This window comes from Paenibacillus tyrphae (assembly GCF_024158745.1).
GTDB classification, from domain to species: Bacteria; Bacillota; Bacilli; order Paenibacillales; family NBRC-103111; genus Paenibacillus_G; species Paenibacillus_G tyrfis_A.
The window spans coordinates 41,038-55,058 of sequence record NZ_JAMZAW010000024.1 but is presented as its reverse complement, the minus strand read 5'-3'; the positions used below and the strand labels follow the sequence as shown (position 1 = coordinate 55,058).

At 57.5% G+C, this 14,021-nt stretch carries 9 protein-coding genes; 3 read left to right on the top strand and 6 right to left on the bottom strand.

From position 1 onward, the window contains the following. Positions 1 to 489 precede the first annotated feature (489 nt). The 6 genes from NI000_RS28785 to NI000_RS28760 all read right to left on the bottom strand — a co-directional run bounded on the left by NI000_RS28785 (position 490) and on the right by NI000_RS28760 (position 10,309). Complete coding sequence (locus NI000_RS28785) at positions 490 to 1,959, bottom strand: ABC transporter substrate-binding protein (RefSeq protein WP_253414796.1); 1,470 nt, start codon at positions 1,957 to 1,959, stop codon at positions 490 to 492. A gap of 23 nt (positions 1,960 to 1,982) precedes the next feature. Next, positions 1,983 to 2,897 carry a carbohydrate ABC transporter permease gene (locus NI000_RS28780; RefSeq protein WP_253414860.1) on the bottom strand — a complete coding sequence of 305 codons (915 nt, stop codon included), beginning with the start codon at positions 2,895 to 2,897 and terminating at the stop codon, positions 1,983 to 1,985. A gap of 61 nt (positions 2,898 to 2,958) precedes the next feature. Beyond that, positions 2,959 to 3,888 (bottom strand): ABC transporter permease, encoded by a 930-nt coding sequence (locus NI000_RS28775; RefSeq protein WP_375541016.1) that lies wholly within the window; start codon positions 3,886 to 3,888, stop codon positions 2,959 to 2,961. A 156-nt stretch (positions 3,889 to 4,044) separates the two neighbouring features. Next, a complete protein-coding gene (locus NI000_RS28770) occupies positions 4,045 to 5,646 on the bottom strand; it encodes a response regulator transcription factor (protein WP_253414795.1) in 1,602 nt (533 codons plus the stop codon). After that, positions 5,624 to 7,477, bottom strand: coding sequence for a sensor histidine kinase (locus tag NI000_RS28765; protein ID WP_253414794.1), 1,854 nt, complete (start codon positions 7,475 to 7,477; stop codon positions 5,624 to 5,626). The genes NI000_RS28770 and NI000_RS28765 overlap by 23 nt, the downstream gene beginning before the upstream one ends. 168 nt (positions 7,478 to 7,645) lie before the next feature. Continuing rightward, positions 7,646 to 10,309 (bottom strand): endo-beta-N-acetylglucosaminidase, encoded by a 2,664-nt coding sequence (locus NI000_RS28760; RefSeq protein WP_253414793.1) that lies wholly within the window; start codon positions 10,307 to 10,309, stop codon positions 7,646 to 7,648. Positions 10,310 to 10,740: 431 nt separating this feature from the next. Here NI000_RS28760 and NI000_RS28755 point away from each other — a divergent pair, with 431 nt between their 5' ends. Genes NI000_RS28755 through NI000_RS28745 form a run of 3 tightly spaced genes read left to right on the top strand, consistent with a single transcriptional unit; the run spans position 10,741 to position 14,000 of the window. Further along, entirely contained in the window at positions 10,741 to 12,357 is a 1,617-nt protein-coding gene (locus NI000_RS28755) for a transporter substrate-binding domain-containing protein (protein ID WP_253414792.1), read from the top strand. Then, positions 12,350 to 13,708, top strand: a complete 1,359-nt coding sequence (locus NI000_RS28750) for a sigma-54-dependent transcriptional regulator (RefSeq protein WP_253414791.1) — start codon at positions 12,350 to 12,352, stop codon at positions 13,706 to 13,708. The genes NI000_RS28755 and NI000_RS28750 overlap by 8 nt, the downstream gene beginning before the upstream one ends. After that, positions 13,677 to 14,000, top strand: coding sequence for a hypothetical protein (locus tag NI000_RS28745; protein ID WP_253414867.1), 324 nt, complete (start codon positions 13,677 to 13,679; stop codon positions 13,998 to 14,000). The genes NI000_RS28750 and NI000_RS28745 overlap by 32 nt, the downstream gene beginning before the upstream one ends. The last annotated feature ends 21 nt before the right edge of the window (positions 14,001 to 14,021 follow it).

The window sequence follows — 14,021 nt, the reverse complement described above, 5'->3', positions numbered from 1 at the left end:
CTCCCCTTATCAAGGGGGCCGGAGCTTTTTTTATGCCGAGACATTGCGGGGCTCGCCGGAGACGTTGGGGCAGTCCCTTCCGCGAGCCGAATCAGAAATTAGAGGAACTGTGATGCCCTATCCCCTCGAATTTGCCAATGTGCACAAGAATAGCGAATCCCTGGTGCTCTATAGCCCCCGTTCCGGCAGGCACAAACATTTTTCGACACGCTTAAATGATCTCTGTTCCGCTATGCTCGGAAGAACTTCCCCGCATTCAGCTTAACGCATCGTGGTTCCTTTATTTTCAAGCTTGGCCTGGTCAAGGCTCGCCTGCTCCATGTTTGGTCCGTGCCAGATGCCGCGTTCGAGTCCGCGCCCGCCTCCGTCGCCCCTGCGCGGGATACGCCTCCCTCTTCCCTTCCGGAAACGGGGAAGAAGCTCGCGACAGCTCCCAAAAAAGCCGCCCCCGCGCAAAATGCCTGCGTCAGAGACGGCCATTCTCTACATTTATTTCTTCGCTCTCCACGCGTCGAGCTGCTTCTGCGCCTCGTCCATCACCTTGTTGATTCCTGCGGCTTTCAGCTTGTCGATCGCTTTGGGCAGCACCTCCGACGGCTCGACAGAGCCGGTCTCCAGCGCTTTCTTGAACTCCTCCGACACGCTCTTGACGGCGGCAAGCTCGTTCTCCACCTTCGAGGAGTCGAACTGGAAGCCGAGCAGCGGCGCGTTTTTGGCCGATTTGTTGAACTTGTCGTACTGCTCCCACTTGTCGGACGGGTCCTTGGGGAACCGGTTCAACAGGAACATGTTGCCAAGCGTAAACGACGGCATGGAGTAACCGGAATCCGGGATCATCTCGATGACGCCCTCGGAAACTTTTTTATAGTGCGTGCCTTCGAGGCCGTAGTTCACCAGATTCCGCAAGTGCGCGTCGGAATTCAACAGGTTCAAAAACTCCATCGCTTTCTCGGGATGCTTGGAATTCGCGGAAATCGACATCATGGAGCCGGTCACCGACCAGTTGAACACGATCGGCTCGTGAATCGGCTTCGATACGATCTCGTATTTGAAGCCTTCCGACCATAAATTGTCCGCAAACGGGACCGTATGCGCTTTGTCGACGAGCCATTTGCCGGTTTTCTCGTGATCGTTGCCCGTTTTGGTCGCAACGTCGGGCGGTAAATAGCCCGCCTTGTAATATTTGCGCATCGTTTCACTCATTTGCCGGTACTCGGGCGTCTCGAATACGTTGACGATCTTGTAATCCTGCGTATCGAGCCGTACCCCGAACGGGATGCCCTGTACGACGAAATCGAACGGAACGAACGGATCGACGTTGCTTGGAATCGGGTATACGCCCGGTTCGTTTTCCTTCATCGTCTTGAGCAGCGGCTCCAGACTTTCCAACGAACTGACGTTCGAGAGGTCCAGCTTGTATTTGTCAATGTATTGTTTGTTGAACCGCCATACCGCCTGCGCAGGCAGCTCCTTGTTGGTCGGTACCCCGTAGTTGTGTCCGTTCACCTTGGAACCTTCGAGGAACGAAGGGTGTACGGCCTTTTTGATGCCCTGCCCGTATTTGTCCAGCAGGCCGTCCATCTCGTAAAACGCCCCTTTGCGGGCATTCTGCACGTAGTCGAAAGCCCACGAGCTCGTAAACGCGATGTCGTAAGGCTCGCCGGATACGGAGATGACCTGCATCTTCTGCGAGTAGTCGCCCCAATCGATCATCTTCATTTTCACGGTGGCGTTGATTTTCTCTTTCGTATATTTGCTGACGGCCTCCATCACTTTGTCGGCATCCTTTTGCGGTCCGCCGATCGTGTACCAGATCAGCTCGACGGGCTGGCCGTCCGCTTTTCCGGCGCCCGCTCCTTCTTGGGCAGGGTTACCTGCACCGCCGGAGCAGCCGGCGGCCAGCGCGGACAGCATCAGCACCGAGGCGAGCCCGGCGGCGAGTCGTTTTCGTTTGAACATGCGGCGTTCCTCCTAGTACAATATTATTCTTTGACCGCTCCGATCGTCAGGCCCTGCACGAAATACCGTTGGAAGAACGGATATGCGAGCACGATCGGACCGGTGGCCAGGACGACCATGGCCATTCTTGACGATTCCTGCGGCAGCGACTTGGCGATTTCGAAACGCTGGGTGGCGTCGCTGAGACTGGAGTTTTGCACGATAAACTGAATGTTGCTCTCGATCTTCATCAGCAGCGACTGCAGCGGAATCAGATTCGGGCTGTCGATGTACAGCAGCGCATTGAACCAATCGTTCCAATAGCCGAGCGTGCTGAACAGACCGATCGTCGCCAGCCCCGGCAGCGAGATGGGCAGCACCAGATGCGTGAACACCTTCCATTCGCCCGCCCCGTCGATCCGGCCGGACTCGATGATCGCATCGGGCACCATCTGCTTGAAAAACGTGCGCATGATCAAGATCGAGAAAGCGCTGACGCACGTGGGCAAAATAAGCGCCCATATCGTATCCTTCAAATGCAGCACCTGCGTCGTCACGATGTAGGAAGGCACCAGCCCGCCGTTAAACAGCATCGTGAAAAAAGCGAAAAACGCAAAGGCGTTCCGGTACGCGAAATTGTTTCTGGACAGCGCATAAGCGTACAGTGCGACAGTCAGCACGCTGAGCAGCGTTCCGACGATGGTGACGAAGAGCGTCACCCCATAGGACCGGAACAGCTGACCTCCGGTTCGAAAAAGGTACCGGTACGCCTCGAAGCTCCACATCTCCGGAAACACCTGATAGCCGTTGTTCGCCAACGCTTGCTCGTCTGTCAGCGAGATGATGACGACGAAGATGAACGGAAATACGCAGGCAATGGCAAACCCGCCGGCGATCGCGTGGCATACGCCGTTCCAGAACGGCGACAGCTTCGTAAAGTCCCGGCTCTTCTTCCGCATGACAGCGGTAGGCGCATTCTGACTTGGCAAGCCGACTCCCCCCTTCCTTTTCGTCGAGTGTTTAAAATAAAGCGTTCTCTTTGTTGATCCGCTTCACGACGGCGTTGGTCACCAGCACCAGAACGAGTCCGACCACCGATTGATACAGCCCGGCCGCCGTGCTCATGCCGATATTGCCCGTCACCTTCAGTCCCCGGTATACGTACGTATCGATGACGTTGGTCACAGGGAACAGCGCGCCCGTATTGCGCGGCACCTGATAGAACAAGCCGAAGTCCGCGCGGAAAATGCCGCCAATCGCCAATACCGTCAGAATGATGATCATCGGCCGGATAAAGGGCAGGGTAATGCTCCAAATTTGCTGCCATTTGCCTGCGCCGTCGATCATCGCGGCTTCGTAATACGACTTGTCGATGCCGATGATGGCCGCCAGGTAGACGACGCTGGAATAACCGACACCCTTCCACAGGTTGACAAATACGAGAATGTAAGGCCAGTAGGCCGGCTCCGCATACCAGGAGACGCGCTCCATGCCGAGCGCCGTCAACGCCTGATTCAGCACCCCGCGATCCACGCTCAGGAAGCTGAACAAGAAATAACTGACGATAACCCAGGACAAAAAGTAAGGCAGGAACATGCCGGTCTGGTAAATTTTCGCCCACCGGCGGTTGACGATTTCATGCAAAATAACGGCCATAATCACCGATAAAACCGTGCCCAGCACGATAAACGCAAAATTGTACAGCAGCGTATTGCGCACGATGATGTAAGCGTCTTCGGATTGAAACAAAAATTCGAAGTTTTTGAAGCCGGTCCACTTGCTCCGCCATATGCTCGCCAGAAAGCCGTCCCGGTCGAAGCGGTATTCCTTGAAGGCAATGATCGCCCCCGGCATCGGCAAATAGCTGAACAGCAGGAAATAGAGGGCTCCCGGCAGCACCATGAGCAAAAAGGTTTTGTTGCGGTTTAGCTTCTTGAGTGTACGTCCAATGGTTCCCACAAGCTTTTCACCCCCGTTCTTTTGCGTCCGCAAGCTCCATTTCAGAAAACGCATACATCGCTTTCTTTTCTAACTTTACCCAATGCGGAGCGCGGCAGAAAGTTAAGAAACTTTAGAACGGGTGGAGAAACTAAAGAAACGTTTTCATCAGTCTCCCAGCTTGCTCCAATTGCGGTATTCCGTCGGCGAGAAGCCGTAATATTTGCGGAACTGCTTGTAAAAATAGCTCGTATCCGTATACCCGACCCGGACAGAAATGTCGCTCGTTTTCAGATTCGATTCGACGAGCAGCGCCTTCGCTTGGGCAAGCCGGTACTTGTTCACGTAATCGGAGAACGTCTCTCCCGTCTCCTTATGGAAAAGCTGGCCCAAATAAACCGGGTTCATATGAAAGGCCTGGCTTAGCGTCTTCAAAGACAGCTCATCCCCATAGCGGCGCTCGACCTCGCGCAGCACCTGCCGGATGACGGGGCTGTACTCCCGCTCCGCCGCATCGGACGCGAAAAGCACACGGTCGACGAAGCGCTCGACCAGCTCCTCCAGCTCCTGCATCGTCTGCGGCTTGACGACCTGCGAGAACAAGTGCTTGTAATCGCCAATGCCGCCTTCGTGCTCCTGCCGCACCAGATTCGCATGATGAACGGCGGCCGCAAGCACGGCCATCGCCGTGTTCTGGACATCGGACGGCGCAAGCCCCTCCGTCTCCCGAAGACGCGCGAACGCTTCCCCAACCCAAGCGAGCGCCTCATCCTTCTTCCCGGCCGACAGCAGCTTGCAGAAATGGGCCAGCTCTGCCTGCGCAGGCGCCGCAGGTTCCGCCGCTGCGGTTAGAGTAGGCGCTTCGTAGACAAGCGGCCCATCGTGCGGCGCGAGCACATAGTAGTCCTGCATCCGCTTGGCGGTGCGGTAACTGCGATGGGCGGACGCCTCGCCCTTGGACGCTTCGCCGACCGTCACCAGCAGCGGCAGGCTCCACCGCTCGCGGATTTCGGCTTGCAGCTCCGCCATGAAGCGGACGAAGCCGGTCCGCTCCGCATCGCCGTCGTTCAGCCCCGCGAGCAGCACAAGATCGCCTTCGAGATCGGCGAACACGGCCTGCTCCGGGCCGTAAGACTGCGCCGTCCGCTGGCAATACGTCCTTACGGCGGCAATCGTCTCCGCCCGGGACGACACTTCGGCGGTCTCCGCCTGCTCTTGATCGAATAACAGCTTGACGATGCCCACGACATACCCCGGCAGGCCCAGCCGGATGCCGAGCAGCTCCTCGCGGTTTCTCAGCTCCTCCGGCTCGATGGCCGCCGTGACCCAGCGGTACAGGAGATTGTCGCGGATGATTTCCAGATGGCGCTTAATGCTCTCTTCCTTGTAAACGGACTGCTCGATCTTGGCAACGGTGCCGGTCAGCGTCCGGATCAATTCTTCCGTATTGACCGGCTTCAGCAAATAATTTTCGATGCCGAGCGTGACGCCTTCTTTCACATAGTCGAAATCGTTGTACCCGCTTAAAATAATGAATTTTACGTCGGGCTGCATCGCTCTTACGCTGCGAATCAGCTCCAGGCCGTTCATATGGGGCATCTGGATGTCGGTAATCAAAATATCGATCGGCTCGCCGGCCAAAGCTTCGAGCGCTTCCGCCCCGTCCCCGGCCTTGCCGACAATCTGCAGCCCGTGCCGCTCCCAGTCGATCAAATAAGCGAGCCCCTCCATAATGAACGGCTCGTCGTCAACCAGAAATACGCGATACATACTCGTTCCCCCTTACGCTTCCCGGAATCGTTATGGTCACTGTCGCCCCTTCGCCGGAACGGCTGTCGATCTGCAAGCCGTACGCTTCCCCGAAGCTGTGCTTCAGCCGCTCGTTCACGTTCGTCAGGCCGATGGACGCACCGGACGGCGAAGGCGGATGCGCCAAATCTCGCTGAAGCTGCGCCAGCCGTTCGGGCACGATGCCCGAGCCGTTGTCGGCAACGGTGATGCGGACGTCGGAGCCTTCGGCCCAGCCGCGGATGACGATCCGCCGCTCCCGGCCGTCCGGAGCGGCGCCGTGGAAGGCATGGCGGATGCAGTTTTCGACGATCGGCTGGAGCGTCAGCTTCAGAATCGCACAGCGGCCCACGGCTTCGTCGACCGCAATCTCATAGTCGAACCGGTTCGGATAGCGGGCCCGCAGCAGGTTCAAATATAACCGGCACAGCTGGACCTCGTCCTGAACGGTCACCATCGTCTCGTGCTTGATCAGATTCTGGAACAGTGCTCCCAAGCTGTAGATCATATCCCCGACATCCCGGTTGCCGTCCATCACCGCTTTAAGCCGTATTGCCTCCAGCGTGTTATACAGAAAATGGGGCTGGATCTGCGCCTGCAGCGCCAGCAGCTCCGCCTGCCGCTGCTTGATCTCGGACAAGTATACCCGCTGGATGTGCTCCTGCAGCGTTTCGCACATTTTGTTGAAGCTGGTGGCGATGTGGAACAGCTCGTCTTCCTTCTGCACGGTTACGCGAACCGAGAGATCCCCGTCCTGCAGCTTGCGCATGGCGCGAATGACCGTCTGCGTACGGCGCGAGAAATTGATCATCAGCAAATAAGACAGCAGCACGGCGGCGGCCACACATAAGCCCGTGCCTACGATCACCGTTCGCTTCATCCCCTGAAGCCCTTCGCTTACCTTCGTTACCGGCACGATGCTGGCGAGCACGACGCCGCCTTGGTTCAACGTCTTCAGCTGCACATAGGCCGGCTCGTCCAGCGCGACCGGGTCCGATTGGTCCCGCAGGGCGTGCATGTACGGGTAGCTCTGCCCCGTATAGCGCCGGGAGGAGTCGTACAGCACGGTCCCGTCCGCCGTCAGCAGAAGCAGCTCCCCCTTGAAATCGCTCCGGTCGTTCTGCACGATCCGGTCCATGCCGGTCCATTTCCAATCGACAAGCAGGGTACCGTGATTTTGCAAGGTGATCGGATCGTTAATGTCGTTAGCCATCGTAAACATGCGATTGCGGTCCCCGTCCGTTGCCGGCTCGAACGATGGCGGCGGCGCAAAGGACTTGGTCTGGCGGATACGGCGGATCGGCTCGGCATATTTAGGATTTTCCGGCCCCGGATAGACGAAGCCCTGTTCCTCCAGCCCGCGGTACGCGTACAGGAAGCCCTTGACGCTGCTGTACAGCCAGATCGTCTGAATTTCCCGGTCAAAAGTTAGTGACTGGAAATACGAATCCATGTTTTTGTCGACAAAACCGGCATTGTCCGCAAAACGATCCAACCGGTAACGGAGATAATCGGAAAAATCGTTGTTGAGAAAAAACAGCACGTCCCGAAGCAGCCGTTCGTCCTTGTACAATTGGAACACCATCTGCTGACCGGCCTCATACCTGCGCTCCACTTCGTGCGTCGCCCGCTCCAGCACCTGCTTCGCCGCTTCCAGCTCCTTGCGCGTCGATTGCTCGGCGGCATTGCGGTAAATCAGAACGGCGAGCGCCGTCAAGGAGACGACGATAATGAGCGAATACAGCAGCAAAATTTTGTTGAACAGCTTCTTCTCGATATGATTTTTGTAAAACGTTCGGACCCCCGAAACCATGCTGCGCCTCCCTCTGTATCCGATTTTTCCCGTAAGCTATATGTATTCGCGGCCGTCCGGTAATATCGTTTTCGGCCTTCGCGGCTCCGGACAGCGTCGTATTCGGAAAGGGGCAAAAAGACCGCCTGTCTCCTTATCCGCAGATAAGAGAGACAAGCGGCCTCCGTGCTATTTTGCCAATCCGTTCACTTCGAACTCGTAAATACGAGCGGCCGTATCGCCGCCTTGCGTGGCTTTATCGATCGTCAGCTTCACGTATCTCGCCTTCGTCAGCGCGATCGGATGCTTGCTCTCCGCGGCCGTATTGCCTTGAACCTGAACGACGTCGCTCCAAGTACTGCCGTCGTTGCTCACTTGAATGTGGAAGTCGCGGGTATTGAACGCGGCCGCTTCACCGCCCGCTTCCGCATGCTTCACCACAAACTCGCTGATCGTGTAGCTCGCGCCCAGATCGACAGACAACCAGTGCGGCCCGCTGCCGAGCGCGCACCACTTGCTGTTGCCCGTCACCTTGCCGTCGAAGGCGTAGGCCGCCGCTTCGTTCGGTCCGCAAGCGCCGTCCGCCGTCGCCTGCTTGTTCAGCGCGAGATTTTTCACCCCGCCGGCAGCGTCCTTGGTCACCGTGATGAATGCTTCCTTGGTCACGGTGCTATCGCCTACCGAGTTCTTCGCCGTCAGCGTCACACTGTACGTTCCTTCGACGGCATAGGTGACGACCGGCTGCTTCTCGGTGCTTGTGGACGGCGTTCCGCCCGGGAACGACCATACCCGCTGCTCCGTCACCTCGGACGATTGGTCGATGAACGTCACCGGCTGTCCCGGCGCGACGAGCGTCTTATCCGCCGCGAACGCCGCTACCGGCTTCGGATACGCCGGCCAGGTCACCACGGTCTGCGCCGCTTTGCCGCGCCGTCCGTCTGCGCTGAGAGCGACAACTTCCAGCTTCGTCTGCGCTTCCGGTCCGATCCGGCGCAGCATCGGCACGTAGTACACCCGGTTCGGAGTGACGCCGAGCAGCTCTTTGCTGCCGTCCGGCTTCACCCGGTACACCTCGAAATAGCGGACCGGACGGTCCGTCGCCGACCATTCCAACCGGGCATCACTGTAGATGCCGTCCTTGAACTCCGCTTCCTTCACATTCAAGCCGCGTACCTCGGGTACCGGGTTCGGATCGTCTTTTGCGTTATAGACGGAAAGCTGCCCGATGTTGACCGAGAAGTCCGAAATCGTCTGCTTCGCGTCCGCATACAGAGAGATGGCGGCGATCCGCTTGCCGCGGTACGGATTCAGATTGAACGTCTGCGTATCCCACGTTCCGGGATGCAGGCCGCCCGCGTCGAGGAATACGAACTTATCAGGCTGATCGGCGAACGACAGTCCCACCTTCAAGTCCGCGTGCTTCGTCTGCGTCTTGAAGGTAAACGACAGCTTCGTGTTCTGCTCTACGAGCAGGTCCGTCTTGTACAGCTTAAGATTTGTAGCGTTCTGAGGGCTGAGCGTTCCCGCCAGCTTCAAGGAGCTGCCGCCGTAATAAGCGGTCGTGAAGTCGAAGCTCGGCTTCAGCGCTTCCCCTTTGCTTTCCGTAATCCAGCGCCAGGTCGGCAGCACATCCTGCAGGCTCCGGTTATTCCACGGCGTCGTCCGCACGACTTCCCCGTTCACGGCGAACAGCTGCCCGTTGCCCGTATTGAAATTCGTCGTAAACGGCAGGTCGTTCACCGACGACTGTTCTACGACATAGTGCGCGATGCCCTTCCAATCCGCCGTGCCGGACGTATTGGCCGGATTGCCGGTCGGGCCGACCCAGAATTTATTTTCCTTCGCGTAAAATTGCTCTTGATTTTCCGACGAGTTGAATGCCCAGTCCGGGCGATAAATGCCGAGCGACGTAACCGCTTTCTTGCCCTCGGGAAAGATCGCGTTCCAGCTAATTTTCGTATCGTAGCCCTTCGCTTCGACATCGATGCCCGTGAACAGCTCGTACGGGCTGCGGCCCAGGCTCTTGGCCTTGCTCGCGGACGGCTCCAGCGATCGCCACCAGAAATTCAGGAACATGCTGTCGGAGCGGCGTTCGCTGCCCTGCTGCAGGAACATTTGGTTGCGGTCCGTCAGCGCGTTCTGCCAATCGATCGATCCGCTGGATGTCATCGAATCGTACCACATGATCTGCATCCCTGCCGGCTTCTTCGCTTGCAGGTAAGCGAGGAACTTTTGCATCGTCGCGGCATCTTCCGGCGTAGCGCCTTCCGTCTCCTGGTTAATAAACCAGCCGTCGAAGCCGTAATAATTCGCCACTTCGAGCAGCTTATCCGCTACCGGGAACGTGCCGTCCGGGTTTTGCCGAATCGTCTGTTTTACCCATTCGAACTTGCCTCCGTATACGCTCGGCGGGAAAAAGACGGTGCCCAGTACCGGAACGCCGTTCTTATGGGCCGCATCCGTCACGTCCGCGCTCGGCGGCACGATGATGCCTTCGCCCGACGATCCGCCCCAATAGACGAGTTTGTCGACGTAAGCCCAATAGCCGAACGTATTCACGTCGAACTTCTCCGACCCTTGCGACGGCACGCCGCTGGTTTGCCGGTTCATCGCCGAAAGCGCTGCCACTTTAGGCTCGACCGTAGCTTGCTTGTTAACCTGATATCCTGTGAAGCGGTCCTGTAAAGCAATCGTGCTGCGGTTGAACTCCGCGTCCTTGTCACCCTGCGGCGTCCAACGGAGCAGATCCTCCGGGAACCAGTAGGATGAGTGCGGCTGCGCCGCTTGAGCGCCCGCGGCAAACACCAGGCATGAGAACATGAACAGTAGAAGACCGGTCCATCGTTTTTTCATCGTGTTCCTCCCGTTTGGTATTAATTTCGGATTGTCCGGCATCGAGTCCGGGCATCCCCCTCCGCCCTTCAGAGGATTCGGAAACGCTCCATATTCCATGAAAGCGCATCCTTGCATCCCATTGTATGGAAAACATAGCGCTTCCAAAAGTGGAATTATTAAAGATCCAGTGGACGAAATGAAGAAACTTGATCGATGAACCGCTTTTGGAGATATAATACTAGGTAAAAGCCCGGCGAATAACAGCGGAGCGAGCGGAATCGTTCTGGAGAAGCGTAAGCGGTCGCCTTTGTCCCCGGATTCTAACCGCTGAAGGTGTTATCCAATTTAAGAATCCGGGGACAAGAGCGATCGGAAGAATGATCCGCTCGCGCAGCGGCCATTTATTCGCCGCACTTTGACCCCCTCTCGGCAGAAAGGATCGAACATCTATGAAGCTTGTCAGATTTATTGCCTTTATTCCGATACTCTCCGTCCTGCTCCTATCCGTCATGCTCCCCGGAGCCGCCGCAGTCGATATCGTTCCTTCGGAGCCGCGCAAGGTGATGCGTGTCGCCGGAGACAACAATTTTCCGCCGTTCGAATTTGTCGCCAACGGCACGTTTCAGGGGTTTAACGTCGATATGTTGAATGCGCTCTCGCTCGAAACCGGCATTTCGTTCGAATTTTATCCGATGCCCTGGAGCGAAGCGATCAAAGCGCTGGAAAGCGGCAAGGTGGATGCCATTCAAGGGATGAAGTACAGTCAGGAGCGGGCTCAGAGCTACCGCTTCTCCGAGCCGTATTTTACAAGCTCGCAGGGCATCTTCGTACGGAAGGACTCGTATTCCGTCCATTCGCTGACCGACCTGCAGAACCGTAAAATCGCCGTGCAGGAAGGCGACATCAGCAGCGAAGCGATGCAGCGCATTCCGAACGCCACCGTGCTCGCGGCGGAAAATCAGGAGGAAGCGATCCGGCTTCTGCTCGGCGGGCAAGTGGACGCCTTTATCGGCAACCAGATTACCGGCCAGTACGTGCTGCAAAAAAACCGCCAACAGGACCAGGTGAAGCTGGTCGGCGATCCGATCGCCCCGACGGACTACGGCCTTGTCGTGCTCAAGAAGAACGAAGCGCTGCTCGGCGAGATCAACCACGGGCTGCGCGAGTTGAAATCGAACGGCACCTATGCCAAAATCGAACGAAAATGGTTCGGCGAATATATTTATCCGTCCGCTCCGCGGCTGAAGGAGCTGCTATCTTATGTCGTGGCGGGACTCGTCATTACGGCCGCCGTTCTGCTGCTGATCCTATGGTGGAACTTCACGCTCAAGCGGGAATTGAAGAAGCGGCTGGACGCCTACAAGAAGACGCTGGACGAACTGGCTCGGCGGGATCGGCTGCAATCGCTCGGCCAATTGGTCGCAGGCATCGCCCATGAAATCCGCAATCCGATCACTTCGATTTTGTCGTATTCCCAAGCGCTGCCCTTCAAGTACGACAACAAGGAGTACCGCGAATTTTTCACGATGCACGTCACCGAGGAAGTGATGCGGCTGAACCGGATCGTGACGGAGCTGCTGGACTTCGCCCGCGAGAAGCCACCCGAGAAAACGCTGTTCAAGCTGGAGGAGCCGGTACGGGCCGTCGCTTTGTTTTTTCATAATCTCTTCGAGGAAAGACGCATTGTCGTACAGCTCGATGTGCCGGATTCCGCGTACGTGTGGGCGGATGCCCAGCAAATCAAGCAGGTGCTGATCAACCTGATCCGCAACGCCATCGACGCGATGCCGGGCGGCGGAACGCTCCGCATCGCCGCGCAGGAGCGGCAGCCATTCGTCATTCTAGAGGTGGAGGATACCGGGGAAGGGATCGATGCGGACGATTTGCCGAAAATATTCGAGCCGTTCTTCACCAAAAAGGCCGGGGGCGTCGGGCTCGGGCTGTCGATCTGCTACCAGCTGGTGCGGGATAACCGCGGGGAAATCGAAGTGACGAGCGAAAAAGGAGCCGGAACCCGAATCGTATTGAAACTACCGAGCCAATTGGAGGAAGACGAGCATGCCTAAACCGAACCTGCTTATACTGGACGACGAAATTTCGATCTGCAAATCGCTTTCGTTTATTTTGGAAGACGATTACGAGGTTTATGCGTCCACCGACCCCGACGAGGCTATCGCCCTGTTCTCCCACGTCGCCTTCACGATCGCCCTGCTCGACCTGCGGCTCGGGATGCGCGACGGCATCGAGGTGCTGAAGCAAATCCGCAGCATCTCCCCCCGGACGGTCGTCATCATCATGACGGCGTACGGCAGCATCCCGTCGGCGGTGGAAGCGATGCGGCAAGGCGCATTCTATTACGCTGCCAAGCCGATCGATATCCACGAGCTGAAAGTGCTGCTCGAAAAAGCGATGGAGCAGTTTCAACTGCAATCGCGGGTCGAATGGCTGAACGAAGAGATTCAAAAAGCCTACGACGTGCACGGCTTGATCGGGCACAGCGCGCAGATGCAGAACGTCTTCTCGCTGATCGACAAGGTCAAGAACATCGACTCCAGCGTCCTGATCATGGGCGAAAGCGGTACGGGCAAGGAGCTGGTGGCGCGCGCGATTCATTTTGCCGGCGACCGGCAGAAGCAGGTGTTCTCGACGATCAACTGCGCCGCCATCCCCGCCAATCTGATCGAGTCGGAGCTGTTCGGCTATGAGAAGGGAGCCTTTACCGGCGCCGTAGCCCGAAAAACGGGCATTTTCGAAACGGCCAACGGCGGCACGCTTTTTCTGGACGAAATCGGCGAGCTCGACATCGGGCTCCAGAGCAAGTTGCTCCGCGTGCTTCAGGAGAAAGCGATCATGCGGATCGGCGGGCAGAAGGAAATCGCAATCGACGTGCGGATTATTGCGGCCACGAACCGGGATTTGAAGAAGGAAATTCAGCAGGGCAAGTTCCGGGAGGACTTGTACTACCGGCTGAACGTCATTCCGATCCTGCTGCCGCCGCTGCGTGATCGGCAAGAAGATATCTCTTCGCTGATTCAGCACTTCATCAACAAAATCAACGAGCGCATGTCGAAGCAAATCAAAGGCATCGAGCCGGATGCGCTTCAACTGCTGCTGGACTATCCGTTTCCCGGCAACGTGCGGGAGCTGCAGAACATCATCGAACGCTCGATTGCGCTGGCCGACGGCGACCGGGTGACGGTTAGCGATCTGCCCGGAGATCTGCAGACGAAGCCGGCGCAGCCCGCCGAAAGCAAGCTTGTACCCGTTTACGTCGGAGAAACGATGGACGCGATCGAGCGCAAGGTCATTCTGTCCACGCTCCAAGCGATGGACGGCAACCGGCGCAAGACGGCGGAGACGCTCGGCATCGGAGAGCGCACGCTGCGTGACAAGCTGGCCCGTTATCGCGCCGAATAAGGACCGGGCGGCAAAAACCGCCCGGCAGATTTCGCCGCCCCGGCAATTTCCGCCGCTCTTTCAAAACTGTACACCGTTCTTCCGCTGCATCCGCCTGCCGCTCTACTTCATCGATTTTCTCCTGCCCACCGCCTACTTTACCGGTCCTCGCCTGCCTGCCGACTTTCCGCCCAGCTCGCCGCTTTTCCGTTCCATGGCCCTCCCATCTTCACCCGCTACTTCCCCCAATCCAAGCCAAGCCCTCCTGCCGCTCGCTCTGCCGAAAACCTATTGGCACGATATTTGCTTATAGAAAAAGCGTAACGACAAAACG

Bases quoted from the DNA above. Each gene is read 5' to 3' on its own strand.
- NI000_RS28785 (WP_253414796.1), bottom strand. From the start codon at position 1,959: ATGTTCAAACGAAAACGACTCGCCGCCGGGCTCGCCTCGGTGCTGATG.
- NI000_RS28780 (WP_253414860.1), bottom strand. From the start codon at position 2,897: ATGCGGAAGAAGAGCCGGGACTTTACGAAGCTGTCGCCGTTCTGGAAC.
- NI000_RS28770 (WP_253414795.1), bottom strand. From the start codon at position 5,646: ATGTATCGCGTATTTCTGGTTGACGACGAGCCGTTCATTATGGAGGGG.
- NI000_RS28765 (WP_253414794.1), bottom strand. From the start codon at position 7,477: ATGGTTTCGGGGGTCCGAACGTTTTACAAAAATCATATCGAGAAGAAG.
- NI000_RS28760 (WP_253414793.1), bottom strand. From the start codon at position 10,309: ATGAAAAAACGATGGACCGGTCTTCTACTGTTCATGTTCTCATGCCTG.
- NI000_RS28755 (WP_253414792.1), top strand. From the start codon at position 10,741: ATGAAGCTTGTCAGATTTATTGCCTTTATTCCGATACTCTCCGTCCTG.
- NI000_RS28750 (WP_253414791.1), top strand. From the start codon at position 12,350: ATGCCTAAACCGAACCTGCTTATACTGGACGACGAAATTTCGATCTGC.